Annotated in this window: 19 protein-coding genes; 10 read left to right on the plus strand and 9 right to left on the minus strand. The window is 63.7% G+C overall.

What is annotated here, in order from left to right:
* Nucleotides 1-446: 446 nt before the first annotated feature.
* Nucleotides 447-4,310 carry a methionine synthase gene (gene metH / locus IVB48_RS31545; protein ID WP_247406239.1) on the minus strand — a complete coding sequence of 1,288 codons (3,864 nt, stop codon included), beginning with the start codon at nt 4,308-4,310 and terminating at the stop codon, nt 447-449.
* Between the two features lie 6 nt (nt 4,311-4,316).
* Nucleotides 4,317-5,237, minus strand: a complete 921-nt coding sequence (gene metF, locus IVB48_RS31550; RefSeq protein WP_247406476.1) for a methylenetetrahydrofolate reductase [NAD(P)H] — start codon at nt 5,235-5,237, stop codon at nt 4,317-4,319.
* A gap of 395 nt (nt 5,238-5,632) precedes the next feature.
* On the opposite strand from metF, the gene IVB48_RS31555 reads away from it, so the two are divergent.
* Nucleotides 5,633-6,646 (plus strand): LLM class flavin-dependent oxidoreductase, encoded by a 1,014-nt coding sequence (locus IVB48_RS31555; RefSeq protein WP_247283589.1) that lies wholly within the window; start codon nt 5,633-5,635, stop codon nt 6,644-6,646.
* A gap of 45 nt (nt 6,647-6,691) precedes the next feature.
* Here IVB48_RS31555 and IVB48_RS31560 read toward each other — a convergent pair whose 3' ends face one another.
* Together IVB48_RS31560 and IVB48_RS31565 are read right to left on the minus strand one after the other, a co-directional pair.
* Nucleotides 6,692-7,537 carry a prephenate dehydratase gene (locus tag IVB48_RS31560; RefSeq protein ID WP_247406242.1) on the minus strand — a complete coding sequence of 282 codons (846 nt, stop codon included), beginning with the start codon at nt 7,535-7,537 and terminating at the stop codon, nt 6,692-6,694.
* 21 nt (nt 7,538-7,558) lie between these two features.
* A complete protein-coding gene (locus tag IVB48_RS31565; RefSeq protein ID WP_247406244.1) occupies nt 7,559-8,299 on the minus strand; it encodes a 3-deoxy-manno-octulosonate cytidylyltransferase in 741 nt (246 codons plus the stop codon).
* 219 nt (nt 8,300-8,518) lie between these two features.
* Here IVB48_RS31565 and IVB48_RS31570 point away from each other — a divergent pair, with 219 nt between their 5' ends.
* From IVB48_RS31570 to IVB48_RS31595, 6 genes are all read left to right on the plus strand, one after another.
* Entirely contained in the window at nt 8,519-9,073 is a 555-nt protein-coding gene (locus IVB48_RS31570; protein ID WP_027570186.1) for a cytochrome c family protein, read from the plus strand.
* Between the two features lie 208 nt (nt 9,074-9,281).
* On the plus strand, nt 9,282-11,183 hold the full coding sequence (locus IVB48_RS31575) for an extracellular solute-binding protein (RefSeq protein ID WP_247406247.1): 1,902 nt from the start codon (nt 9,282-9,284) through the stop codon (nt 11,181-11,183).
* 14 nt (nt 11,184-11,197) lie between these two features.
* A complete protein-coding gene (locus tag IVB48_RS31580; RefSeq protein ID WP_247406250.1) occupies nt 11,198-13,078 on the plus strand; it encodes an extracellular solute-binding protein in 1,881 nt (626 codons plus the stop codon).
* Nucleotides 13,075-14,184, plus strand: coding sequence for a microcin C ABC transporter permease YejB (locus tag IVB48_RS31585; RefSeq protein ID WP_007605353.1), 1,110 nt, complete (start codon nt 13,075-13,077; stop codon nt 14,182-14,184). The genes IVB48_RS31580 and IVB48_RS31585 overlap by 4 nt, the downstream gene beginning before the upstream one ends.
* Complete coding sequence (locus tag IVB48_RS31590) at nt 14,184-15,365, plus strand: ABC transporter permease (protein ID WP_247406252.1); 1,182 nt, start codon at nt 14,184-14,186, stop codon at nt 15,363-15,365. The genes IVB48_RS31585 and IVB48_RS31590 overlap by 1 nt, the downstream gene beginning before the upstream one ends.
* Nucleotides 15,366-15,369: 4 nt before the next feature.
* Complete coding sequence (locus IVB48_RS31595; protein ID WP_247406255.1) at nt 15,370-17,007, plus strand: ABC transporter ATP-binding protein; 1,638 nt, start codon at nt 15,370-15,372, stop codon at nt 17,005-17,007.
* A 6-nt stretch (nt 17,008-17,013) separates the two neighbouring features.
* Here IVB48_RS31595 and IVB48_RS31600 read toward each other — a convergent pair whose 3' ends face one another.
* Together IVB48_RS31600 and IVB48_RS31605 are read right to left on the minus strand one after the other, a co-directional pair.
* Nucleotides 17,014-17,868 carry a C40 family peptidase gene (locus IVB48_RS31600; RefSeq protein ID WP_247406258.1) on the minus strand — a complete coding sequence of 285 codons (855 nt, stop codon included), beginning with the start codon at nt 17,866-17,868 and terminating at the stop codon, nt 17,014-17,016.
* Nucleotides 17,861-19,234, minus strand: a complete 1,374-nt coding sequence (locus IVB48_RS31605; RefSeq protein ID WP_247406261.1) for a leucyl aminopeptidase family protein — start codon at nt 19,232-19,234, stop codon at nt 17,861-17,863. The genes IVB48_RS31600 and IVB48_RS31605 overlap by 8 nt, the downstream gene beginning before the upstream one ends.
* 203 nt (nt 19,235-19,437) lie before the next feature.
* Here IVB48_RS31605 and IVB48_RS41435 point away from each other — a divergent pair, with 203 nt between their 5' ends.
* The 3 genes from IVB48_RS41435 to IVB48_RS31620 all read left to right on the plus strand — a co-directional run bounded on the left by IVB48_RS41435 (nt 19,438) and on the right by IVB48_RS31620 (nt 22,392).
* The gene (locus tag IVB48_RS41435; RefSeq protein ID WP_018454690.1) at nt 19,438-19,641 is read left to right on the plus strand and encodes a hypothetical protein; all 204 of its coding nucleotides are present in this window, start codon (nt 19,438-19,440) and stop codon (nt 19,639-19,641) included.
* Between the two features lie 284 nt (nt 19,642-19,925).
* The gene (locus IVB48_RS31615; RefSeq protein WP_247406264.1) at nt 19,926-21,428 is read left to right on the plus strand and encodes a metallophosphoesterase; all 1,503 of its coding nucleotides are present in this window, start codon (nt 19,926-19,928) and stop codon (nt 21,426-21,428) included.
* A gap of 214 nt (nt 21,429-21,642) precedes the next feature.
* Nucleotides 21,643-22,392: a tetratricopeptide repeat protein gene (locus IVB48_RS31620; protein ID WP_247284104.1), complete on the plus strand. Its 750-nt coding sequence runs from the start codon at nt 21,643-21,645 to the stop codon at nt 22,390-22,392.
* Between the two features lie 60 nt (nt 22,393-22,452).
* On the opposite strand, the gene IVB48_RS31625 is transcribed toward IVB48_RS31620, so the two are convergent.
* The 3 genes from IVB48_RS31625 to IVB48_RS31635 are packed head-to-tail and all read right to left on the minus strand — an operon-like array spanning nt 22,453 to nt 25,894.
* A complete protein-coding gene (locus IVB48_RS31625; protein ID WP_027570195.1) occupies nt 22,453-23,427 on the minus strand; it encodes a type II secretion system F family protein in 975 nt (324 codons plus the stop codon).
* A gap of 9 nt (nt 23,428-23,436) precedes the next feature.
* Nucleotides 23,437-24,414, minus strand: a complete 978-nt coding sequence (locus IVB48_RS31630) for a type II secretion system F family protein (RefSeq protein ID WP_247359494.1) — start codon at nt 24,412-24,414, stop codon at nt 23,437-23,439.
* A 16-nt stretch (nt 24,415-24,430) separates the two neighbouring features.
* Entirely contained in the window at nt 24,431-25,894 is a 1,464-nt protein-coding gene (locus IVB48_RS31635; protein WP_247406267.1) for a CpaF family protein, read from the minus strand.
* Between the last annotated feature and the right edge of the window lie 19 nt (nt 25,895-25,913).

Here is a 25,913-nt window from a genome sequence, read left to right on the forward strand (position 1 = left end):
GTTCACAAGCGCCCGATTCTCGCGAGGCACATCCGCAGCAGCTCGATGTGCTGCGTCGTTTCGGTACAGGTTGAGCATTTGCTTCACCCATGTCGTCCTGGCGAAAGCCAGGACCTATGACCCCAGCGGGTCATTTGACGAAGATTGGTCGTTCGGTATTACCAGCGATCGTCACCGATGGATCGCTCGGTATGGGTCCTGGCTTTCGCCAGGACGACACAGAACGTTCGACACAGAACGTTCGACACCGAACGTGTGGCGCGCGCTCATGATCGCGGCGGACGAGGCAGCGAGTATCAAATGGGCGCGGTCGGCGATCATGCATTCATACAGGTGTTTTGCCCGACGCCGCAAGCCATTTCGGTAAGGACGAAATTTGTCGAGCTTTTTCAACCCCATGCCTACTGTGCATGGGGTTGATTTCTCGTTTTTTGTTTGGAGGGCGCCTAGCCCGCGCCCGCGCGCTTCTTCTGCCAGACCAGATGCACCGCGCAGGTGCAGCCCGGCGGATGCGAGGCAAGCTCCTTCGACGTCTCGTCGTTGGCCGGTGTTGCCGCGAACGCCGCCTTGTCGCTCGTACCCTCTCGCGCCGGGATGTAGTTCAGGATCGGCGCGAGCCAGCGCTCGGTCTCGGCGACGCTCATGCCCTTGCGCGCAGCATAATCCTCGACCTGATCGCGCTCGATCTTGCCGACGCCGAAATAATAGCTCTCGGGATTGGCGAGATAGAGCCCCGACACGGAAGAGCCCGGCCACATCGCAAAGCTCTCGGTCAGCTTCACGCCGGCGGTGTTTTCGGCGTCGAGCAGCTCGAACAGCGTGGCCTTCTCGGTGTGATCGGGCTGCGCGGGATAGCCGGGAGCGGGACGGATGCCCTGGTACTTTTCGAGGATCAACTCGTCGGTCGAGAGCGTCTCGTCCGGCGCATAGGCCCAGAACTCGCGGCGGACGCGGGCATGCATGCGCTCGGCGAAGGCTTCGGCGAGGCGATCGGCCAGCGCCTTGCACAGGATCGACGAGTAGTCGTCATTGGCCATCTTGAAACGGTCCGCGACCACATCCTCGCCGATGCCGGCGGTGACGACGAAGCCGCCGACATAATCGGGCGCGCCGGTGCCGGCGGGCGCGACGAAGTCGGACAGCGCCGCGTTGAAACGGCCCTCGCGCTTCTCGAGCTGCTGGCGCAGCGTGTGCAGCGTCGCGATCGTCCTGGTCCGGCTCTCGTCGGCGTAGAGCACGATGTCGTCGCCCTGCGCATTGGCCGGCCAGAAGCCGACGGTGGCGCGCGCGCGGAACCATTTCTCCTTGACGATCAGGTCGAGCATCTTGCGCGCGTCGTCGTAGAGCGCGCGCGCGACCTCGCCGACCTTGGCATCGTTGAGGATGGCGGGGAAGCGCCCGGCGAGCTCCCAGGTCTGGAAGAACGGCGTCCAGTCGATATAGGGCACCAGCTCGGCGAGATCGTAGTCGTCGAAGCTTCGGGTGCCGAGGAAGGTCGGCTTCACCGGCTTGTTCGCAGCGAAGTCGACCGGCACGCGGTTGGCGCGGGCGGTCGCCAGCTTCAGCCGCTTCTTGTCGGCCTGGGCGCGCATATGCGCGTCCGAGATCTTTGCGTATTCAGCGCGGACTTCGGCGGCATAGGCCTCGCGCCTCTCGGGCGACAGCAGAGCAGACGCAACACCAACCGCGCGGCTGGCGTCGTTGACATGCACCACGGGGCCGGCGCGATAGCTCGGGTCGATCTTCACCGCCGTATGCACGCGGCTCGTGGTGGCGCCACCGATCAAGAGCGGCAGCTTGAGGCCTTCGCGCTGCAATTCTGCGGCGAAGAACGCCATCTCGTCGAGCGAGGGCGTGATCAGGCCGGACAGCCCGACGATGTCGGCCTTCTCCGCCTTCACCGTCTCGACGATCTTGGCCGCGGGCACCATCACGCCGAGATCGATCACCTCGTAATTGTTGCACTGGAGCACGATGCCGACGATGTTCTTGCCGATATCGTGGACGTCGCCCTTGACGGTCGCGAGCACGATCTTGCCGGCGGACGATGAGCCTTCCGTGCCGATGCCGTTGGCGAGATTGCGTGCCTTCTCTTCTTCCATGAACGGCATCAGCCAGGCGACAGCCTGCTTCATCACGCGGGCCGACTTCACCACCTGCGGCAGGAACATCTTGCCGTCGCCGAAGAGATCGCCGACCACGTTCATGCCCGCCATCAGCGGACCCTCGATCACGTCGAGCGGGCGCTTCGAGGCCTTGCGCGCCTCCTCGGTATCCTGCTCGATGAACTCGGTGATCCCGTGGACCAGCGAATGCGACAGCCGCTTCGCCACCGGCCATTCGCGCCAGGCGAGATCGGCTTCCTTGGTCTGGGTCTTGTTGCCGCGGAATCTTTCCGCGAGCGCCAGCAGACGCTCGGACGCACCGGGGTCGCGGTTGAGGATGACGTCCTCGCACACCTGGCGCAATTCGGGATCGATGTCGTCATAGACGATCATCTGCCCGGCATTGACGATGCCCATGTCCATGCCGGCCTTGATGGCGTGATACAAGAACACCGAATGCATCGCCTCGCGCAGCGGCTCGTTGCCGCGGAACGAGAACGACAAATTGGACACGCCGCCCGAGATGTGCGCGCCCGGCAGATTCTTGCGAATCCAGCGCGTCGCCTCGATGAAGTCGACGCCGTAATTGTTGTGTTCCTCGATACCGGTTGCGATCGCGAAAATATTCGGATCGAAGATGATGTCTTCCGGCGGGAAGCCGACGCGGTTCACGAGGATGTCGTAGGCGCGCTTGCAGATCTCGGTCTTGCGGGCGAACGTATCGGCCTGGCCGACCTCGTCGAACGCCATCACCACGACGGCCGCGCCGTGGCGGCGGGCGATCTTGGCCTCGTGAATGAACTTGTCCTCGCCTTCCTTCATCGAGATCGAGTTGACGACCGGCTTGCCCTGCACGCATTTCAGGCCGGCCTCGATCACCGAGAATTTCGAGCTGTCGACCATCACGGGGACGCGGGCGATGTCGGGCTCGGCGGCGACGAGGTTGAGGAAGGTCACCATCGCGGCTTCCGAGTCCAGAAGGCCCTCGTCCATGTTGACGTCGATGATCTGCGCGCCGTTCTCGACCTGGTCGCGCGCCACCTGCAGCGCGGCGGTGTAGTCGCCGGCGGTGACCAGCTTGCGGAAGCGGGCGGAGCCGGTGACGTTGGTGCGCTCGCCGACGTTCACGAAGGGAATGGCGTCGGTCAGGATGAACGGCTCGAGGCCGGAGAGCCGCAAGCGAGGTTCGATCTCCGGCACGATGCGCGGCTTGTGCGGCGCGACCGCAGCCGCAATCGCAGCGATATGGTCCGGCGTGGTGCCGCAGCAGCCGCCGACGATGTTGACGAGGCCATCACGCGCGAACTCGCCGACCAGGCGGGCCATGTATTCCGGGGTCTCGTCATACTGGCCGAACTCGTTGGGCAGGCCGGCATTGGGATAGGCACAAACAAGCGTGTCGGCGACGCGGCCGATATCGGCGATATGCGCGCGCAGATCTTCCGCGCCGAGCGCGCAGTTGAAGCCGATGGTAACGGGCTTGGCGTGCTGCACCGAATGCCAGAACGCTTCCGGCAACTGGCCGGACAACAGGCGGCCGGACTTGTCGGTGATGGTGCCCGACACCATCACCGGCATGTCGATGCCGCGCTCCTCGGTGATCTCGGCGATCGCGTAGAGCGCCGCCTTGGCGTTCAGCGTGTCGAAGATGGTCTCGACCAGCAGCAGATCGACGCCGCCGTCGAGCATGCCGTTGATCTGCTCGCCATAAGATTTGCGCAAATCGTCGAACGTGACGGCGCGATAGCCGGGATTGGAAACGTCGGGCGAGATCGAGGCGGTGCGGTTGGTCGGTCCGATGGCACCGGCGACGAAGCGCGGCTTGCCGTCCTCGGCCTCGACGCGGCGTGCGGCGTTGCCGGCGAGGCGGGCGCCTTCGCGCGCCATCTCGTAGATGATGTCGGCGAGATCGTAATCGGCCTGCGCGATCGAGGTCGTGGAGAAGGTGTTGGTGGCGACGATGTCGGCACCGGCACGCAAATAGGCGGCGTGGATGTCCTCGATCGCCTGCGGCTGGGTCAGGATCAGGAGATCGTTGTTCCCGCGCAAATCGCGATGGAAGGTCTTGAAGCGCTCGCCGCGAAAGGCGGCTTCGTCGAACTGGAGGTTCTGGATCATCGTGCCCATGGCGCCATCGAGCACGAGAATGCGCTCGCGCGCGGCGTTGAGCAGGGCGGTTCGCTTGGGAGAGGTGGATACGGTCATGCTGTCTTAAGCCGCCTTCTGCGCGCTCTTGGCGCGGATGCCGAGCAAATGGCTGATCGCGAACACGAGATCGGCGCGGTTCATGGTGTAGAAATGGAAGGTGTCGACGCCGTGCTTCGCCAGCTTCTGCACCTGGCCGGCGGCGACGGTGGCCGCCACCAGCTTGCGGGTCTCGGCGTCTTCATCGAGGCCCTCGAACTTCGCGGCGATCCAGTCCGGCACGGAGGTGCCGTTGCGGGTGACGAAATTGCGAGCCTGCTTGAAATTATGCATGGGCATGATGCCCGGCACGATCGGGATGTTGATCCCGCGCGCCTGCACGCGGTCGAGATAGCGGAAATAGAGCTCGTTATCGAAGAACACCTGCGTGATCGCGCGGGTCGCACCCGCATCGACCTTGGCCTGCAGCGTGTCGATGTCATCGTCGAAATCGCGCGCCTCCGGGTGCTTCTCAGGGTACGCCGAGACCGATACCTCGATATCGCCGTGCCGCTTCTTGATGCCGGCGACGAGGTCGGCGGAGCTCTGGTAGCCGTCGGGATGGCTGGAATAGGCCGTGCCGATGCCGCCCGCGGGATCGCCGCGCAAGGCCACGATGTGGCGGACGCCGACCTCGTGATAGCGATCGACGATCTCGTCGATCTCGCCGCGCGTGGCACCGACGCAGGTCAGATGCGCGGCCGGCAGCAGCGCGGTTTCTTTCAGGATACGCGAGATGGTCGCGTGGGTGCGCTCACGGGTCGAGCCGCCGGCGCCATAGGTGACCGAGACGAATTTCGGGTCGAGCGGGGCCAGCCGGTTGATGGTGTCCCAGAGATTGCGCTCCATATCTTCCGTCTTGGGCGGAAAGAACTCGAAGGAAATCGCAGGCCGCTTCAGGTACCCGTCTTGCCCGTCGGTGTGGGCAGGCATCGTCGCGTCAGTCATGGGCACCACTCACTCCAAGGGCGCGCCGGGTCGTTGGCGGCCGGCGGTCAGGTCTAGATTGCGAGAGGTCAAGATAAGCCAAAGCGGCCGCGCACGACAGCCCATCGCAGATGGGAAATAGCCCACTTTTGTTACTATGGTAGCAAATGAGATGTCATTCGAAGTCGAAGTGGGCTAAATGCATTCAGCTATAATGATAGCTAAATCAGTCATATAGCCAGAATCCGTGGCCATTTGACGCAAAGTTCTGGGGTGGGCAATGTGAAGGAGTTGTTTTCAGATCGATTTTGTCCCAACTTCGCGGCGCGGTCCGGTGCGCGAGCCCGCGGCCTGCACGTCAGACCTGCGCGCCCTGCCCATTGCCGCTGCGCCGCTCTCCATTACGTTAACGCGCCATGATCCCGCTCTCAGTCCTCGACCTCTCCGTCGTCACAACAGGCACAAAGCCGGCCGCGGCACTGCGCAACAGCATCGACCTGGCGCGCCATGTCGACGGGCTCGGCTATGTCCGCTACTGGCTCGCCGAGCATCACAACCTTGCCTCCGTCGCGAGCCCGGCGCCCGACGTGATGATCGGGCAGATCGCGGCGGTGACGAAGCACATCCGCGTCGGTTCCGGTGGCGTGATGCTGCCCAATCACGCGCCGCTGGTCGTGGCCGAGCGCTTCAAGATGCTGGAGGCGCTGTTTCCGGGTCGCATCGATCTCGGCCTCGGCCGCGCCCCCGGCACTGACGGTGCCACAGCCTATGCGCTGCGCAGTCGGCTCGATCGCCGCGAAGGCGACGATTTCCTCGAGCGGCTGCACGAATTGATCCTATGGCAGACCCGGGAATTCCCCTCGGGCCATCCCTACCACAACGTCGTTGCGATGCCCGACGATACGCCGTTGCCGCCGATCTGGCTGCTCGGCTCCAGCGATTATTCGTCCGAGCTCGCTGCGCAGGTCGGCATGGGTTTCGCATTCGCCCATCATTTTGCGTCCCACGATGCGATCGATGCGATGGTGCATTATCGCAATCGTTTTCAGCCCTCGGCCTGGAGTTCGAGCCCGCGCGCGATCCTCGCGGTCGCCGTCATCACGGCCGACACGGATGACGAAGCCGAAAAGCTCGCCGCATCTTTCGACCTCAACCGCCTGCGCCGCGACCGCGGCCAGTATCTTCCGTTGCCGAGCGTCGAAGAGGCGCTGGCCTATCCCTATACCGACTCGGAGCGCACCTCGATCCGGCGCAACCGCTCGCGCCTGTTCGTCGGTAACCCGGCGACGGTGCAGAAGACGCTTCAGCCACTGATCGATGCAAGCAAGCCGGACGAGTTGATGGTGATCACCGCCGTCTATGATCACGAGGCGCGAAAGAAATCGTATTCGCTGCTGGCGGAGGCGTTCGGGCTTAAGGCGGTCGGATAAGGCTCTCGTGCTCCGGCTCGCGCTTCGCGCGTCCGGGACACGAGACTATTCCATCGTCGCGCGGAACGGGTGGCCTGGATACACGCCGACGATGCGGAATTCGCGCGAGAAGAATTTCAGCTCCTCGATCGCGAAAGCGAGGCCCTTGTCATCAGGGTGGCCGTCGACGTCGGCGTAAAACTGGGTGGCGAAGAAATTGCCGTCGACCATGTAGCTCTCGAGCTTGGTCATGTTGACGCCGTTGGTGGCAAAGCCACCGAGCGCCTTGTAGAGCGCGGCCGGCAAATTGCGCACCCGGAACACAAAAGTCGTGACCAGCGGACCGGAGCCCTGTGCGGCCCATTTCGGTTCGCGCGCGAGCACCACGAAGCGCGTGGTGTTGTGGGCCTCGTCCTCGATGTCCTCGGCCAAAATGTCGAGGCCGTAAATCTTTGCGGCCAGGCGCGAGGCGATCGCGGCGACGGTCTTGTCGTTGCGCTCGGAAATGTCGCGGGCGCTGCCGGCGGTATCGGCGTGCACGATTGGCTTGATGCCAAGCTTGCGAATGATGCGCCGGCATTGGCCGAGCGCGTGCACGTGGCTCTCGACGCTCTTGATGTCCTCGAGCCTGGTCCCCTTCACCGCCATCAGCTGATGCCGGACCGGCAGAAACCATTCGCCGATGATGAAGAGGCCGGAGGCCGGCAGCAAATGATGGATGTCGGCGACGCGGCCCGCGACCGAATTCTCGATCGGAATCATGCCGAGATCGGCTTCGCCCGACGAGATCGCCGACAAGGCGTCCTCGAAGGTGGCGCAGGGCATCGGCTCGGCGTCGGGATAGGCCTCGACGATGGCGATGTGGGAATTGGCGCCAGGCTCGCCCTGGAATGCGATTTTCAGCTTGCTCATGCTCGGCCTTGTAACAGCGGCTCAGGATTTGGAAAGGATGCTGCGGGCGGTTTCCAGGTCCGCCGGGGTGTCGACCCCGCGGGGCACGGTATCGACGATGGTGAAGTCGATGCGCATTCCGGCCTCGAGCGCCCGGAGTTGCTCGAGCTTCTCCTGCAATTCCAGCGGCGAAGGCGGAAGCCGGACGTAGCGCTCCAGCGCGGCGCGGCGATAGGCGTAGAGGCCGATATGGTGGTAACGCGGCCCGTCGCCGGTCGGCGCGGTTGCGCGGGTGAAATAAAGTGCACGCATGCGTCTGCCGCCGAGCGAGGTCCCGATCGCCTTCACGACGCTGGGCGCGAGGTCCTCCTCCTCGGTGTGGATCTGCGAAGCCAGCGTTGCGATGTCCACGACGGGGTCTTGCAGCGGCGGCAGCACCTCGCGGATGTTGTCGATCGTGATGGTCGGGAAATCGCCCTGGAGATTGACCACGATCTCGGCTTTGCCGTCCGGATCGAGCTTCTGCATGGCCTCGTGGATGCGGTCGGAGCCGGAGGGGTGCTCCGGGCGGGTCATTACGGCCTCGCCGCCATGGGCGGTCACGACGGACGCGATCTCCGCGGTGTCGGTTGCGACCGCGACCCGGCCTATCCCGGCGGCCTCGGCGCGGCGCATCACGTGCACGATCATCGGCTGCCCCGCGATATCGGCGAGCGGCTTGCCGGGCAGGCGGGTGGCGGCCATGCGGGCGGGAATCAGCACCAGGATGCGGGGATCGATCATGGTTCAAGGGCCTGGAAACGGGGCGTTTTCCGCGCCGAGAAATGGGGTGGGGACGGGCGTGAAGCCCGCTCGCTTATACGGGTTGCCAGACCCCGGGCAAACCGATATCTCAATGGCAAAACTCGGGGAAACAATAAAGGAACGTTGATTCTCCGAGGCTCGTCCTGGCGGCCGCATTGGGCCGCTCGATCCTTCTTGCGGTGTGGGGCCTGGCCGGAAATGGACTCTTTCGAACTGAACAAGATTCTCGGTGCCGTGCTCGGCACCTGTCTCCTTCTGCTGGTGACGAGCTTCACCGCGAGTGCGCTGTTCTCGCCCAAGATGCCGGAAAAGCCGGGCTTCGAGATCGCGGTGAAGGAAGACGCCGGTCACGGCAAGGAAGGCGGCGCTGCCCCCGCAGCCGCCGAACCGATCGAAAAGCTGCTCCAGACCGCCTCGGTCGAGAAGGGCGCCTCCGCCGCCAAGAAGTGCGGCGCCTGCCACACCTTCGAGAAGGGCGGCCCGAACCGTGTCGGTCCGAACCTCTACGGCGTCGTCGGCGACCATGTTGGCGAGGGCCGCGGCGGCTTCAACTTCTCGGCTGCGATGAAGGCCAAGGGCGGCACCTGGGACTTCGATGCGCTCAACAAGTTCATCGCCAATCCCAAGGCGGCTGTCCCGGGCACCGCGATGGGCTTTGCCGGCATCCCGAAGGATAGCGAGCGCGCCGACGTGATCGCTTACCTGAACAGTCTCTCCGACAGCCCGAAGCCGCTGCCGACCGCGGCGAAGTAAGGCCTGTCGATTTCGATCTTGGTACGCGGCCGGGCTCAAAGCCCGGCCGTTTGCTTATCCGGGCCTCGCGGCGTTGTTATCGGGGCGTTTGGCCGCAGCGATCGGCCAGCCGGGCTTCCAAGATGAGGAAAAAGCAACATATTCCGTCGAAACCTCGCCTATATTGGGACCTTAAAGGAGTAGCCTCCTTCAAGACAGGAATGTTGATTTGGCCCTTACCCGACGCGATCTCCTGCTCACTGGCACCGCTGCCGCAACGCTCCCCGCCCTTGGTTCCGTAGGGGGCCTTTCCGGCGTCGGCGTGGCACACGCGCAATCCGCCAGCGAGCCGACTTGGCGGCACGCGCTGTCGCTGTTCGGACAGGTCAAATACCCTGCGGACTTCAAGCGCTTCGACTACGTCAATCCGGAAGCACCAAAAGGCGGCGTCGCGCGCCAGATCGCCGTCGGCACATTCGACAATTTCAATATTGTCGTCTCCGGTGTGAAGGGGCAAGTCGCCGGTGCCGTGGCATTCATCTACGAATCCCTCACGACGGCCTCGCTCGACGAAGTCTCGACCGAATACGGCGCGCTGGCCGAGGCCGTCAGCCATCCGGATGATTTCTCCTTCGTGACTTACCGCTTGCGGCCGCAAGCCAAATGGCACGACGGCAAGCCGGTTACCGCGGAAGACGTGATCTTCTCGCTCGATTCCTTCAAGAAGCACCACCCGCAGTACTCGGCCTATTACAGCCATGTGGTGAAAGCCGAGAAGGTCGGCGAGCGTGAGGTAAAGTTCGTGTTCGACGCGCCGGGCAACCGCGAATTGCCGCAGATCGTCGGGCAACTCACGGTCCTGCCGAAGCATTGGTGGGAGGGCACCGACGCGCAGGGCCGCAAGCGCGATGTCTCCGCCACCACGCTCGAAGTGCCGCTGGGTTCGGGCCCCTACCGGGTCAAGGAATTCGTTGCCGGGCGGTCGATCGCGCTGGAGCGCGTCAAGGATTATTGGGGGCGCGATCTCGCCGCCAATGTGGGCCGAAATAATTTCGACGAGCTGCGCTACGAGTATTTCCGCGACGCCACCGTGGCGATCGAGGCTTTCAAGGCCGATCAGGTCGATTGGCGCACCGAGAACAGCGCAAAGAATTGGGCGACAGCCTACGACTTCCCGGCCGTCACCGAAAAGCGCGTGATCCTCGAGGAGTTCGCCAATCGCAGCTCGGGCGTCATGCAGGCCTTCGTGCCGAACCTGCGCCGCGCCAAGTTTAAGGATCCGCGCGTGCGACGCGCGCTCAATTACGCCTTCGACTTCGAGGAGATGAACAAGCAGATCTTCTACGGCCAGTACAAGCGCATCAGCAGTTATTTTGATGGCATTGATGAGCTGATGGCGACCGGGTTGCCGCAGGGCAAGGAGCTCGAGATCCTCGAGACAGTCCGCGCCGAGGTCCCGCCCGAAATCTTCACCACGGCCTACACCAACCCGGTCAGCGGCAGTCCGGAAGCCGTTCGCGACAATCTGCGCGAGGCGCTGCGCCTGTTCAAGGAAGCCGGCTACGAGGTGCGCGAGCGCAAGCTGATCGACATCAAGACCGGCGCCCAGTTCTCGCTGGAACTGCTGAACTCAGATCCAAGCTTCGAGCGGATCACGCTGTTCTACAAGCCGTCGCTGGAACGGCTCGGCATTGCTGTCAGCGTGCGGACGGTGGATCCCACTCAGTACGAGAACAGGACGCGCGAGTGGGATTTCGACATCGTCACCAACTCCTGGGGCGAGTCGCAGTCGCCGGGTAACGAGCAGCGCGAATTCTGGTCCTCAAAGACGGCCGACATCGCCGGTTCACGCAACATTACGGGCATCAAGAATCCGGCGGTCGACAAGCTGATCGAGCGGGTGATCTACGCCAAGGGTCGCGACGATCTCGTCGCGGCAACCAAGGCACTCGACCGCGTGCTGCTGTGGAATCACTACGTCGTGCCGCAGTGGACTTATACGAAGGTGCGCACCGCGCGCTGGGACCGCTTCGGCCGGCCGGCGGAATTGCCCAAATACGGTCAGTCCGGCTTTCCGTTCATCTGGTGGCACGACGCGGACAAAGCGGCGCGGATCGCAAAGAAGTCGTGAGGGGCATTTCTCGCATGGCGCAGCTTTCACGCCGGCATGTGCTGGCCCTGGGTGCCGGTGGCGCGTTCAGCGCCGCGTGGCTCCGGGGCGCGACAGCGTCCAAGATGCCCGCCGAGGCCCACGGCATGTCGGCCTTCGGCGACCTCAAATATCCCGCCGATTTCCATCACTTCGACTACGTCAATGTCGACGCGCCGAAGGGCGGCACCTTCTCGCTTATCCCGTCGGTGCGCGCCTACAACCAGTCCTACCAGACCTTCAACTCGCTCAATGCCTTTATCCTCAAAGGCGATGGCGCGCAGGGCATGGACATGACTTTTGCGCCGCTGATGCTGCGCGCCAATGACGAACCGGACGGGATGTACGGGCTTGCCGCCAAGTCCGTAAATATATCGGCAGACAGGCTGGTTTATCGCTTCACCATGCGGCCCGAGGCGAAATTCCACGACGGCACCAAGCTCACCGCGCACGACGCTGCGTTTTCGCTGACGTCGCTGAAGGCCAAGGGCCATCCGCTCATCATCGTGCAGATGCGCGACATGGTCAGCGCGGAAGCGATCGACGAGGTGACGCTGGTCGTGACCTTCGCCAAGGGACGCGCGCGTGACGTGCCGCTCTATGTGGCGAGCCTGCCGATCTTCTCGAAAGCCTACTATGCCTCCCGTCCGTTCGACGAAACGTCTCTGGAGATCCCGTTGGGTTCGGGGCCGTACAAGGTCGGCAAGTTCGAGGTCAACCGCTACATCGAATACGAGCGCGTCAAGGATTGGTGGGCTGCCGATCTGCCCCCCTGTCGCGGCAGCTACAATTTTGACGTCGTGCGCTACGAATTCTACCGCGACCGCGATGTCGCTTTTGAAGGTTTCACCGGCAAGAACTATCTCTACCGCGAAGAGTTCACTGCTCGTATCTGGGCGACCCGCTATGACTTCCCCGCGGTCAAGGACGGTCGCGTCAAGATGGAGGTCGTGCCCGACGACACGCCGTCCGGCGCGCAAGGATGGTTCATCAACACGCGGCGCGAAAAATTCAGGGATCCTCGCGTGCGTGAGGCACTGATCGACGCCTTCGACTTCGAGTGGACCAACAAGACCATCATGTACGGTGCTTATGCCCGCACGGTATCGCCATTTCAGAACTCGGACCTCATGGCGAGCGATGGGCCTCCGCCGCCGGAAGAGCTGAAGCTGCTGGAGCCGTTTCGCGGCCAGGTTCCCGACGAGGTGTTCGCCGCACCGTTCACGCCGCCAGTCTCGGACGGCTCCGGGCAGGATCGCAGCCTCTTGCGAAAGGCGCAGCAACTGCTCAGCGATGCCGGCTTGCCGATCAAGGACGGCAAGCGGATGCTGCCGAACGGTGAGGTCTTCAGGATCGAATTCCTGTTGGACGAGGCTTCGTTCCAGCCGCACCATGGGCCCTACATCAAGAATCTCGCGACGCTCGGCATCGAAGCGAGCGTGCGCCTCGTCGATGCCGTACAACATAAGGCGCGCCAGGAAGATTTCGACTTCGATATGACGATCCAACGCTTCAGCATGTCCGCAACGCCGGGCGACGCCATGCGCGCGTTCTTCTCGTCGCAGGTCGCGGCAACGAAGGGCTCGTACAATCTCGCGGGCGTCGCCAGCCCGGCCATCGATGCCATGATCGAGAAGATCATGGCGGCCGACAGCCGCGAGGACTTGACCATAGCCTGCCGCGCCTTCGATCGCCTGTTTCGCGCCGGCCGTTATTGGGTGCCGCAATGGTATAACAAGACGCACCGGCTTGCTTATTGGGACCAATTCGGCCATCCGCAGAAGCCGCCGCGTTATGCCAACGGCGTTGGCGCCCCCGATATTTGGTGGCACGACGGCGGCAAGGCTGCCAAGCTCGAGCAGGCGAAACAGCCATGAGCGCCTATATCGCCCGCCGCATCCTGCTGATGATCCCGACCTTGCTCGGGATCCTCTTCGTCTCCTTCATTGTCGTACAGTTCGCGCCGGGCGGGCCGGTCGAGCGCGTGATCGCGCAGCTCTCGGGCGCCGACACCGGCGGGACCTCGCGCATTTCGGGCGGCAGCGACTTTGCGCAGCGCGCCCCGGGGCAGTTGGGGGCCGGCGGCGACGCCATCAATTCGAAATATCGCGGCGCGCAAGGCCTCGATCCCGACTTCATCAAAAAGCTGGAAGTGCAGTTCGGCTTCGACAAGCCGGCCCCTGAGCGCTTCGCGCTGATGGTCTGGAATTTCGCCCGCTTCGATTTCGGCAAGAGCTATTTTCGCGATGTCAGCGTGCTCCAGCTCGTCAAGGAGAAGTTGCCGGTCTCGATCTCGCTCGGCATTTGGCTGACGTTGCTCACTTACCTGATCTCGATTCCGCTCGGCATCCGCAAGGCGGTCAGGGATGGGACGCGCTTCGACACCTGGACATCGAGCGTGCTCGTGCTCGGCTATGCCATACCCGGCTTCCTGTTTGCGATCCTCCTGATCATCCTGTTTGCCGGCGGTTCGTTCTTCAACTGGTTCCCGCTGCGCGGACTGACGTCGGACGGTTGGTCGCAGTTTCCGTGGTACTGGAAGATCATCGACTACTTCTGGCATTTGACACTGCCGCTGATCGCCATGGGGCTCGGTGCGTTCACCACCATGACGTTCCTGACCAAGAACTCGTTTCTGGACGAGATCCGCAAGCAGTATGTGATGACCGCGCGCGCGAAGGGCTGCAGCGAGAACCGGGTGCTTTACGGTCACGTCTTCCGCAACGCGATGCTGATCGTCATCGCCGGCTTTCCCAGCACCTTTATCCACGCCTTCTTCTCGGGCTCGCTTCTGATCGAGACCATCTTCTCGCTGGACGGACTGGGACTACTCAGTTTCGAAAGCGTTCTCAACCGCGACTACCCCGTGGTGTTCGGCACGCTCTTCATCTTCTCGCTTGTCGGCCTCGTGATTAACCTGATCTCTGACCTGACCTATATGTGGATTGATCCGCGGATCGATTTCGAGGCGCGGGAGGTCTGATGACACTGGCCGCCCCCACCACGCCGATCGAAACCACTGCGAAGTCGCCGCTCGGCAGTGCCGTGCCGATCACGCGCAAACCGTTCGTGCCATCGCCGCTCAACAGGCGCCGGTGGCAGAATTTCAAGGCGAACCGGCGCGGCTATTGGTCCTTCTGGATCTTCCTGATCCTGTTTGTGGTGTCGCTATTCGCCGAGCTGATCGCCAATGATCGGCCGTTCCTGATCAAATATGATGGCCACCTCTATTGGCCGTCCGTCGTCACCTATTCGGAAACGACTTTCGGCGGCGACTTCGAAACGGCGGCCGACTATCGCGATCCCTATTTGCAGAAGCTGATCAGGGACAAGGGCGGCAGCATCGTCTGGCCGCTGATCCGCTATTCCTACGACACCCACAATCTCGATCTGCCGACGCCGGCGCCGTCGCGGCCGACCTGGATGTTGACGGAAGCGCAGTGCAAGCCCGTCGTAGAGAAGAAGGGCCTCAAGAGCTGCCGCGATCTCGAATACAACTGGCTCGGCACCGACGACCAGGGCCGCGACGTGGTGGCGCGGCTGATCTACGGCTTCCGCATCTCGGTGCTGTTCGGCCTCTGCCTGACCATCGTCTCCTCCGTCGTCGGCATCGCGGCCGGCGCGGTGCAGGGCTATTTCGGCGGCTGGATCGACCTGTTGTTCCAGCGCTTCATCGAGATATGGACCGCGATCCCTTCGCTCTATCTGCTGCTGATCCTGTCGTCGGTGCTGGTGCCCGGTTTCTTCGTGCTTCTCGGCATCCTGCTGTTGTTTTCCTGGGTATCGCTGGTCGGGCTTGTGCGCGCGGAATTCCTGCGCGGGCGCAATTTCGAGTACATCCAGGCGGCGCGGGCGCTCGGCGTGTCGAACAAGGTCATCATGTTCCGGCATCTGTTGCCGAACGCGATGGTCGCGACCATGACATTCCTGCCGTTCATCGTGTCGAGTTCGGTGATGACGCTGACGGCGCTCGACTTCCTGGGGTTCGGACTGCCGCCCGGCTCGCCGTCGCTCGGCGAGCTGCTGTCGCAGGGCAAGTCCAACGTGCAGGCGCCCTGGCTCGGTTTCTCCGGCTTCTTCTCGGTCGCGATCATGCTGTCGCTCTTGATCTTCATCGGCGAGGCCGTGCGCGATGCGTTCGATCCGCGCAAGACGTTCAGGTAAGCCAATGGACGCGATCAACCAGCCTTTGCTCAGCGTGCGCGACCTCTCGGTGGCCTTCCACCAGGGCGGCGTCACGACGCTCGCGGTCGACAAGGTCTCGTTCCAGATCAGGCGCGGCGAGTGCCTGGCGCTGGTCGGCGAGTCCGGCTCCGGCAAGTCGGTCAGCGCGCTCTCGATTCTCAAGCTGTTGCCCTATCCGAACGCCTCGCATCCTTCGGGCAGCATCCACTTCAAGGGCCAGGAACTGATCGACCGGTCGGAGCAGGAGATGCGGGAGATTCGCGGCAGCGACATCTCGATCATCTTCCAGGAGCCGATGACCTCGCTCAACCCACTCCACACGATCGAGGCGCAGATCGGCGAGATCATCCAGCTGCACAATCCGACCAGCAATGCCGAGGCGCGCAGGCGGACGCTGGAATTGCTGACGCAGGTTGGCATTCCCGAGCCAGAAACGCGGCTGAAGAGCTATCCGCACCAGCTCTCCGGCGGCCAGCGCCAGCGCGTGATGATCGCGATGGCGCTCGCCAACGAGCCGGACCTGCTGATCGCGGACGAGCCGACCACGGCGCTCGACGTCACCGTGCAGGCGCAAATCCTGACGCTCCTCGCAGAGATCCGCGGCCGGCTCGGCATGAGCCTGCTCTTCATCACCCACGATCTCGGCATCGTGCGCCGCATCGCCGACCAGGTCTGCGTCATGAAGGGCGGCGAGATCGTCGAGCAGGGGCCGGTCGAGCAGGTCTTCAAGACCCCGAAGCATCCCTATACGCGCGACCTGCTTGCCGCGGAGCCGAAGCCGGATCCGGCGCCGCCGCAGCCAGATGCGCCGGTGGTAATGTCGGCCGACGATCTGAAAGTCTGGTTTCCGATCAAGCGCGGGTTGATGCGCAAGACGGTCGGCCACATCAAGGCGGTGGACGGCGTCAGCATCGCCGTGCGCAAAGGCGAGACGCTCGGCGTCGTTGGCGAATCCGGCTCGGGCAAGACCACGCTGGGGCTCGCATTGCTGCGGCTGATCTCCTCGAACGGACGTATCGTGTTCCTGGGAAAAGATATCCAGGGTCTCCGCTTCAAGGAGATGCGGCCGTTCCGGCGCGACATGCAGATCGTGTTCCAGGATCCGTTCGGCTCGCTCAGCCCGCGCATGTCGGTCGCCGACATCGTCGCCGAGGGCCTCACCGTGCATCAACCGCAGCTCTCGCGCGGCGAGCGTGAGGAGCGCGTCGTCAAGGCGCTCGAGGACGTCGGATTGAAGCCGGATACCCGCAACCGTTATCCGCATGAATTCTCCGGCGGCCAGCGCCAGCGCATCAGCATCGCGCGGGCGGTGGTGCTGGAGCCGGATTTCGTCGTGCTGGACGAGCCGACCAGTGCGCTCGACATGCTGATTCAGGCGCAGATGGTCGATCTGCTACGTGAATTGCAGCGCCGGCGCGATCTCACCTACATGTTCATCTCGCACGATCTGCGCGTCGTCGCCTCGCTCGCGAGCCATCTGATCGTGATGCGTGGCGGCAAGGTGGTCGAGGAAGGCCAGGCCGCCGAGCTCTTCAAGAATCCGAAGACGGATTACACGCGCGCGCTGTTTGCGGCGGCGTTCCGGCTGGAGACGGCCGAGAACGGTTCGGCGGCGACGTAGGGTCCGTCAGAGCCGCTTGATCGCGGTGACCTCGCTGCCGGCTTGCTTGATCCGTGCAATCGCCGGCTCGATCGGCTCGATCACCGTTGCCATGTGATGCGCATTGGCGTGAACCATGGTGCCGCCATCGCGGACGATCGCGACATGCCCCTTCCAGAAGATGAGATCGCCGCGTTGTAGCTTGCTCTGCTCATGCGGCTCCAGCGCGCGGCCGAGGCCGGCCTGCTGCATGTCGCTGTCGCGTGGGCAGCCGATGCCCGCCGATGTCAGCGAGATCTGAACGAGGCCGGAGCAATCGACGCCAAGGCTGCTCTTGCCACCCCAGAGATAGGGCGTGCCGACGAAACGCTCGGCGACGGCGACGAAATCCGGCTCGCGATGACCGAGCGGGACGAGATGGGTCTTGGGCAGATATTGTCCGTCGCGCGTCACGGCGAAGCTGCCGTCCTCGCGCACAACCACGATCTTTGATCCCATCACCAGGGTGTCTGCGGGCGGCAGCTTGATCGAGGGACCGGGGAAGGCAAAGGTTCGTAGCGCGCTGACCATATGGGTCGGGGCGGCCGAGGGCTTCATCAGCGCTGCATCCGGCAGCCAGCCGACATAGCCGTCACCGGAAAGCTGACCCCACGCCCATCCTTCGCCGTTGCGGTCGTAGACCGTGACGCGCTCGCCGCGCAACGCTTGCGTCATCAGCATCGCGTTCGACGACGGCTGTTCGCGCACGGGCGCGATCGCCTCGACTGTCTCGAATTCCTCGCCCGTGACGAAACGATCCGCCTGCACCTTGCCTTCGAGGTATTTTGCGGCGAGATCGCCGCGCGACGGTGTCAGCCTTGGATCTCGCCCCGGATCACGCATAGCGCTCGCTCAGCAATGTGTAGATCGCGCGCGCGGCCTGGCATTCGCCGCCCTCGGGGCGTGCGGGCTTCGCCGACGGTGTCCAGCCATAGATGTCGACATGCAGCCAGCTCCTGGCGTGCTCGACGAAGCGTTGCAGGAACAGTGCGCAGATGATCGAGCCGGCAAAGCCGCCTGATGGTGCGTTGGTGATGGTGGCGGTCTTGGAGTCCAGCCACGCATCGTAAGGCGGCCACAGCGGCATGCGCCACAGCGGATCGTTCTCCTTCACCGCGCATCGTGCGACGTCGGCGGCAAGCATCTCATCGTTGGTGTAAAACGGCGGCAAATCCGGCCCCAGCGCGACGCGTGCCGCTCCCGTCAGCGTGCCGAGATCGATCAGCAGGTCCGGCTTTTCCTCGTCCGCCAGCGCCAGCGCGTCGGCAAGCACCAGCCGCCCCTCCGCGTCCGTATTGCCGATCTCGACCGTGATGCCCTTGCGCGAGGTGAAGATGTCGAGCGGGCGGAAGGAATTGCCTGCCACCGCGTTCTCCACGGCCGGAATCAGCACGCGCAGCCGCACCTTCAGCTTCGCATCCATCACCATGCGCGCCAGCGCCAGCACATTGGCGGCGCCCCCCATGTCCTTCTTCATGATCAGCATGCCGCTCGAAGGCTTCAGGTCGAGCCCGCCGGTGTCGAAGCAGACGCCCTTGCCGACCAGCGTCACCTTGGGATGCGCCGGGTCGCCCCAGCCAATGTCGATCAGCCGCGGCGCGCGGTCTGAGGCCATGCCGACGGCGTGGATTAGCGGAAAATTCGTCTTCAGCTCATCACCGATGGTGCAGGCAAAGCTTGCACCGAATTCGGCGGCGAGATCCTGCGCGGCTGCGGCAAGCTCCTCCGGCCCCATGTCGTTGGCCGGCGTGTTGATGAGGTCGCGCGCCAGCATTGCGGCGTCAGCCATGCGGTTGATCTCGGTCGCGTCGACGCCGTCGGGGGGCATGAGACGGACCTCGGGGCGATCCGCCTTGCGGTACCGGGCAAAGCGGTAGCTGCCGAGTGCGAAGGCGAGTGCGGCGAGCCGTGCATCGTGCGGTGCATTGGCGAAGCGATAGACGCCCGGCGGCAGCAGGCCGGGCAGGGCGCCCGGTCGGAACAGGTCGCGCGATCTTGCACCTTCGTCCTCGATCCCGAACAGCACTTGCGCGATCGCGCCATCGGGCGCGGGCAGCGCGAGATAGCCGCCCGGCTTTGCGGTAAAGGCGCTCGCAGTGGCGAACTGGCGTTGCGCCGCCGGTAGCCGCTCAGCGACCTGATCCCAGCTCGACTTGGTGACGAAGGTGATCGGAATGGCGGTAGGCGACGTCTCGAAGACAGAAGGCATTGGCGGGTCCGGATCGTCAGATCGAGCGGGTCATACGAACGGACGAGATTTCGCAGAGTTTCGCCGCCGCTGCAATCAGCTTTGCTGCCATCGTTGAGCGATCCGCTACTCGCAGCAAGGGGGCCATGCTAGGTTCCGGCAACGGGCCGTCAGGTGCGGAGATCTCCGGCGGCCGACGACAAAGCCGGCCGGGAGGAAATGCAATGGAATTTGTGTGGAGCGTGGTCACATTCATCGGCCAGGCGGTCGAGGCGATTTTTGGCTATGTCGAGCATCATCATTGGATATTCGCGTTCCTCGCCGGTGGTTACGTCTTCTATCTCCACGACCGCTCCGTTCACGCGCGGTTCGATGCACTGGACAAGCGCATTGACGAAATCCGCAAGCGGCTCGCCATCGAATATTGATCTGGTGAACGAAACCATCATCGGCGGGCCCCGTATCTCATGCCGAGGACCGCCGTTCACGCGAGCGGCCGCGGGGCTTTACTAGCGCTGCGGTTGTGGCATTATTGGCCAATATTTTAGATTGTGTCGTGCAATTCTGCACGTGGCGAGCACAACAACGAGGCATGCGGTCGCTTCTTACCCCGGCTCATCATGGCTCGGGCTGATACCGAACGGAACCTGATCGTCGAAGGCATTTCTCTTATCGTTTGCGCGGCGCGGCATTCGCAAATAAGCGACGCAAAATGGATAGATCGTTCGTCATCGTACAGATTTCCGACCTGCATCTGGACGGGTCTGGTCGGCTGCTTGCGACGATCGAGACGCTCAATGCTGCAATTCGCGAGAGGATGGCGGACTTCGCGGATGTTCCCGATCGCATCCTGCTGATCACCGGCGATATCGTCGACGACCCGACGCCGCCTGCGCTCGACGAAGCGCTCGCCGTCATTACGTCCTTCCGGCAGACCGGGCTGTTCACCGACATTCAGGCAATTGCCGGTAATCACGACGTCAAGCGCCCGAGCCAGCGTGCAGGCCGCCACGACGTCTATGATTACCTGCATTTGCCGCGGACCTCGAAGAGCGTCTACTACCGTCAGGCCGGTCTCGATCTGCTGCTGCTGGATTCGAACCGCGCGAGCCTCACGACGCTCGCGAGCGGCAACGTCGACCAGAGCGCCTATCACGCCCTGGTCTCGGATTCCTCGCGGCTTAGCGTCGAACTCGCGGGCAGCCTCGGGTCGGGCGGCCGCGCCGATTATGCCGAGCCGGTTGAAAACCTGGTGCGCGTGCTGGCGCTGCACCATCATCCACTGCCGCAGGCGACCGGAGAAGGAAAGCGGTTTCTCGGCGTGCCCGACGAGCCGCTGATGTATCTCGCCGCGCCCGCGACCTTCCTCGAAGCGGCGACATCGCTCAACGTCGATCTGGTTCTGCACGGACACCGGCATGTCGAAGGCTTGACGCGCTATTCGATTCCCGATCCGCGCGCCACGTCGAGTGAGAGCGATGAAGCATTCTGGCGCACGATCTACGTCCTGTCCTGTCCATCATCGACCGGGCAGGCCGGTGACGATGCCGGCTTCAACGTTATCCATTTCGGCCCGATGTCCCATGGGGGCCGCACCGAGTATCGCTTCGCGATCGCCCGCTACTCACGTCCGCGCAAGGATGGTGTCTTCAGGCCGCTCGATTCCAACCTGCCGCACGGCGTCGTCAGGCTGCCGGCCGGGCGCGAGTTTTCCCGAGATCCGGCCGTCCAGTCGGGCATCGAGATCGACGCATGCACGACGCTGAAACGGGATCAGGTCGCGGCATTCGCCCGCCGGCTCCTGCTACGCCGCGCCTTCTATGCCGACGGCGAGGTGGATTGGGCCGATTTGCTCCACATCTATCTCGTGACCTCTCACGCCTGGGCCGATCTCGACAGCAAGTTCTCGAGATCCGCACGCAAGCATGACCTCGACGCAGTAGCCGTGGTGACATCGCTGCTGCGTCGGTTGATCGAGCAATCTGCAAATGTGCTCGGCATCGACGTCGTTCAGCTCGACGAGCTCCGCGCGAGGCGTCTGGTCAATCGTGACGATCTTCTGCGCGAATTGCCGAGGGTGGCGCGGCCGGGCATCGATGTCGAGATCGAAACGCGGCAACGACTGCAATTGCTGCGAGACCTGAACGAGCAGGTGAAGGCGCTGGGCCTCGATCTGGGCCTCGGCGGCGAGGTGCCGCCGCAGGCGACGCGGTGAGGGACACGGCAGGGAATTAACCGGCCGTTAGGGTTAACAGTCTATTGCTGGCGTGTTCGGCTCGATCAATCGGCTCGAGAGTCAAAGCGTCATGCGTCAACGGTTCGGTCTTGAACGGTTCAGTCTTGGACGGCTCAGTCTTGGACGGCTCAGTCTTGGACGACTCAGTCTTGCCCGGCTTCTTGCGTCCACCTCGCTGGTTGCGGCGGTGGCCATGGGCCTCGGCGGCTGCACGGCGATGTCGAAGCTCTCCGACGTCACGGGCTCGGTCGGGCCTCGGGCGGAAGCCGCTCCCACCGATCCCGCGCGCGCTGCCGAAGTCTATGGCGAGCGCTATCGTGCCAATCCCAAGGACGCCGATGCGGCGCTCGCCTACGGCCAAGCCTTGCGCGCCAACGGCCAGCACGCCCAGGCCGCCGCCGTGCTCGAGCAGGCGACCATCGCCAATCCCGGCAACAAGGCGCTGATGGCCCAATACGGCCGCGCGCTCTCCGACAACGGCAATTTCCAGCAAGCCTTCGACGTGCTGACGAAGGCGCATTCGCCCGACAACCCGGATTGGCGGCTGCTCTCGGTGCAGGGGACCGCGCTCGATCAGATGGGCCGTCACGAGGAAGCGCGTTCCTATTACGCGAGCGCGCTCAAGATTGCGCCTGGCGATCCCGGCGTGCTCTCCAATCTCGGCCTGTCCTACATGTTGTCGAGAGACCTGCCGAAGGCCGAAGACGCGCTGCGGCAAGCCTATGCCTCGCCGCGCGCAAACGCGCGGGTGCGGCAAAATCTCGGTCTGGTCGTCGGTCTCCAGGGCCGCTTCGCCGAGGCCGAGACCATCGTGAAGGCGGACCTGCCGCCGGACCAGGCTGCCGCCAATGTCGCCTATCTCAAGGAAATGCTGACCCGCAGCGACGTCAAGCGGGGTGCGCCGAAGCGGACTCCGGTCGCCTCGCTCGGCCAGCCCGACTGATCAGACGTGATCGTCCAATCCTGAAAGCAGCCGCGGACCTTGCGCGGTCCGCATCTAACGTCATTGCATCTCGGTGACCTTGATCCCCGTCGGTCCGAGGATGACGACGAACAGCACCGGCAGGAAGAACAGGATCATCGGTACCGTCAGCTTCGGCGGCAATGCTGCGGCCTTTTTCTCGGCCTCGTTCATGCGCATGTCGCGGTTTTCTTGCGCCATCACCCGCAAGGATTGGCCGAGCGGGGTGCCGTAACGCTCCGCCTGCTGGAGCGCGAGACATACCGACTTGACGCCCTCGAGCCCGGTGCGCCGCGCGAGGTTCTCGTAGGCGACCTTGCGATCCTGCAAATAGGACAGCTCGGCCGTTGTCAGGGTGAACTCCTCCGACAGCGCGATCGATTGGCCCACGATTTCGACCGCGACCTTCCGGAATGCCATCTCGATCGACATGCCGGATTCGATGCAGATCAGGAGCAGGTCGAGCGCGTCGGGAAAGGCGCGCTTGATTGAGAGTTGGCGCTTGGAGATCGCGTTCCTGAGGAACAGCATCGGCGCTTGAAGTCCGAGATAGGCCGCGCCGACGCAGATGCCGATCTTGATCGGCATCGACTGCTGCATATGCGCGATCAGGAACACGTAGACGACCGAACCGACGAACAGCACGATCGGGGCAACCAGGCGGGCAAACAGGAAGGTGATGTAGGGCGCCTGGCCCCGATAGCCCGCCATGATGAGCTTGTCCCGCGCAGCTTCCTGCGCGAGCCATTTGGTCAGGTTGAAGTCGTCGACGACCTTCGAGACGAGCTGCTTCGGCGTCTGGCGCAGCGAGACTTTTTCGCTCTTGTGGAGGCGCTCGCGCTCGCGCTGCCGGATGCGCTCACGTTCGTTCGCTACCGCCTTCATGCGCTTGGAAAGGCCTTCGCCAGCGAACAGCGGCATCACCAGCGTATAGACTGTGGCGCTGGCGGCAACGGCGGCCAGCAGCATCGTCATGAAGTGGACGTCGTGAAGTTTCGCAACGAGGAACTCTACCATAAGGCACCATCAGAAGTCGAAATTGATCATCTTCTTCATCACCATGATGCCAATCGACATCCAGACGACGCAGCCGACCAGCATGAGCTGGCCGGTGGGATGAGTCCAAAGCATCGAGATGTATCCCGGCGTTGTGAGGTAGACGAGGAACATCACGATCGGCGGCAGCGAGCCGATGATGCCGGCCGAGGCCTTGGCTTCCATCGACATCGCCTGGATCTTCTCTTTCATCTTCTTGCGGTCGCGCAGCACCTTGGAGAGGTTGCCGAGTGCTTCGGAGAGGTTGCCGCCCGATTTCTGCTGGATCGAGATGACGATGCCGAAGAAATTGGCCTCGGGCAGCGGCATCCGATCGTAGAGTCGCGTGCAGGCCTCGCCGAGCGGCATGCCGATCGCCTGCGTTTCGATGATGGACAGAAACTCCGAGCGCAGCGGCTCCGGCGCGTCGGCGGCGACGACCTTGATCGATTCGAACAGCGGCAGGCCCGCCTTGATGCCGCGGACGATCACGTCGACCGCGTCGGGCAGCGCCTTCAGGAATTTGGCTTCGCGGCGCCTCTTCAGGAAGCCCAGCGCCCAGCGTGGCAGACCGAAGCCGCCGGCGAAAGCGAGTCCGGCGGCACCGAGCAGGCCGCCGCCGATGAACAAGGCGACTGCGAACAGCACGCCCGCCACGACGGCGGACACGATCCAGAATTTCTGCGGCGCCCAGTCGAGGCCCGCCTGCGACAGGCGAACACTGAGCGGTACGCTCTTCTCCTGCTGGCGCCGCGCCTCGAGATCCTTGAGCGAGGTTTCGACCTGCTCGCGGCGCGAGCGCTGCGTCTTCTCGGCCGCGCGGGCCGTGGGCGCCTCTGCCCGCGAGATCGAGGCGCGGCGGCTCTCGGCCTTCCGTTCTCCGGAGAGCATAGGATAAAGGAAGACCCAGGCGAGGCCGCCGACGGCGGCGGTGGCAAGGAAGGCGAGGGCAAGGACTTGCATGTTCATGGCTGCGCTGACCTGCTCACGTCGTGGGCGCCACTTCAGCGGCGTCGAGCGCCGTGGCAAGGCGCTTCTCTTCGCCGTAATAGCGGGCGCGTTCCCAGAACTTCGGACGGCCGATTCCGGTCGACCGATGCCGGCCGATGATTTTGCCGTTGGCGTCCTCGCCGACCATGTCGTAGAGGAAGACGTCCTGGGTGATGATGGTATCGCCTTCCATGCCCATCACCTCGGTGATGTGGGTGATGCGGCGCGAACCGTCGCGCAGGCGCGCGGCCTGGACGATGACGTCGATCGAAGCGCAGATCATCTCGCGGATGGTGCGTGAAGGCAGGGAGAAGCCGCCCATCGTGATCATGGATTCGCAGCGCGATAGCGCCTCGCGGGGATTGTTGGCGTGCAGCGTGCCCATCGAGCCGTCATGGCCGGTGTTCATGGCCTGGAGCAGGTCGAACGCTTCGGGTCCGCGGACTTCGCCGACGATGATCCGCTCGGGACGCATACGCAGGCAGTTGCGCACCAGCTCGCGCATGGTGACCTGGCCCTCGCCCTCGATGTTGGGCGGGCGGGTTTCCAGTCGGACCACGTGCGGCTGCTGGAGCTGGAGTTCGGCGGCGTCTTCGCAGGTGATGACACGCTCGTCGTGCTCGATGTAGTTGGTCAGGCAGTTGAGCAACGTGGTTTTGCCCGAGCCGGTACCGCCGGAGATCAGCACGTTGCAGCGGACGCGGCCGATGATCTGGAGGATTTCCGCGCCCTCCGGCGAGATTGCGCCGAACTTGACGAGCTGATCGAGCGTCAGCTTGTCCTTCTTGAACTTGCGGATGGTGAGCGTGGGGCCGTCGATCGACAGCGGGGGCACGATGGCGTTGACGCGGGAGCCATCGGCCAGGCGCGCGTCGCAGATCGGCGAGGATTCATCGACGCGCCGGCCGACCTGGCTGACGATACGCTGGCAGATGTTGAGGAGCTGCTGGTTGTCGCGGAAGCGGATACCGGTGCGTTGGATCTTGCCGGCGACCTCGATGTAGACAGTGTCGGCGCCGTTGACCATGATGTCGGCAATGTCGTCGCGCGACAACAGCGGCTCCAGCGGACCGTAGCCGAGGACGTCATTGCAGATGTCGTCGAGCAGCTCTTCCTGCTCGGCGATCGACATCACGATGTTCTTGATCGCGATGATCTCGTTGACGATGTCCCGGATTTCCTCGCGCGCGGACTCCGAATCGAGCTTGGCGAGCTGGGCGAGGTCGATGGCCTCGATCAGCGCGCCGAAGATGGTCGCCTTGACCTCGTAATAATTGTCCGAGCGGCGGGCTTCCATGGTCGGCGCAGGCTTCGCCGGGGCAAGCGGCGGAGAGGTGACGGCCGGCGGCGGCGGCACGCGCGACACAGCGGGCGCCGAAGCCTGGGCAGGCTCTGACGACACGGCACCGGGCTTCGAGGCCCGCGGGTCGGTCTCTGTTCCGCTACGCTTACCGAACACTTAAAAACTCCATGCGGCG

This window comes from Bradyrhizobium sp. 76 (assembly GCF_023073025.1).
Taxonomy (GTDB): domain Bacteria; phylum Pseudomonadota; class Alphaproteobacteria; order Rhizobiales; family Xanthobacteraceae; genus Bradyrhizobium.

Coding starts and splice junctions, on each gene's coding strand:
- IVB48_RS31590 (WP_247406252.1), top strand. CDS start 14,184: ATGACACTGGCCGCCCCCACCACGCCGATCGAAACCACTGCGAAGTCG.
- IVB48_RS31620 (WP_247284104.1), top strand. CDS start 21,643: ATGGGCCTCGGCGGCTGCACGGCGATGTCGAAGCTCTCCGACGTCACG.
- IVB48_RS31605 (WP_247406261.1), bottom strand. CDS start 19,234: ATGCCTTCTGTCTTCGAGACGTCGCCTACCGCCATTCCGATCACCTTC.
- IVB48_RS31625 (WP_027570195.1), bottom strand. CDS start 23,427: ATGGTAGAGTTCCTCGTTGCGAAACTTCACGACGTCCACTTCATGACG.
- IVB48_RS31595 (WP_247406255.1), top strand. CDS start 15,370: ATGGACGCGATCAACCAGCCTTTGCTCAGCGTGCGCGACCTCTCGGTG.
- IVB48_RS31630 (WP_247359494.1), bottom strand. CDS start 24,414: ATGAACATGCAAGTCCTTGCCCTCGCCTTCCTTGCCACCGCCGCCGTC.
- IVB48_RS31555 (WP_247283589.1), top strand. CDS start 5,633: ATGATCCCGCTCTCAGTCCTCGACCTCTCCGTCGTCACAACAGGCACA.
- IVB48_RS31585 (WP_007605353.1), top strand. CDS start 13,075: ATGAGCGCCTATATCGCCCGCCGCATCCTGCTGATGATCCCGACCTTG.
- IVB48_RS31615 (WP_247406264.1), top strand. CDS start 19,926: ATGGATAGATCGTTCGTCATCGTACAGATTTCCGACCTGCATCTGGAC.
- IVB48_RS31580 (WP_247406250.1), top strand. CDS start 11,198: ATGGCGCAGCTTTCACGCCGGCATGTGCTGGCCCTGGGTGCCGGTGGC.
- IVB48_RS31600 (WP_247406258.1), bottom strand. CDS start 17,868: ATGCGTGATCCGGGGCGAGATCCAAGGCTGACACCGTCGCGCGGCGAT.
- IVB48_RS31560 (WP_247406242.1), bottom strand. CDS start 7,537: ATGAGCAAGCTGAAAATCGCATTCCAGGGCGAGCCTGGCGCCAATTCC.
- IVB48_RS41435 (WP_018454690.1), top strand. CDS start 19,438: ATGGAATTTGTGTGGAGCGTGGTCACATTCATCGGCCAGGCGGTCGAG.
- IVB48_RS31570 (WP_027570186.1), top strand. CDS start 8,519: ATGGACTCTTTCGAACTGAACAAGATTCTCGGTGCCGTGCTCGGCACC.
- metH (WP_247406239.1), bottom strand. CDS start 4,310: ATGACCGTATCCACCTCTCCCAAGCGAACCGCCCTGCTCAACGCCGCG.
- IVB48_RS31565 (WP_247406244.1), bottom strand. CDS start 8,299: ATGATCGATCCCCGCATCCTGGTGCTGATTCCCGCCCGCATGGCCGCC.
- metF (WP_247406476.1), bottom strand. CDS start 5,237: ATGACTGACGCGACGATGCCTGCCCACACCGACGGGCAAGACGGGTAC.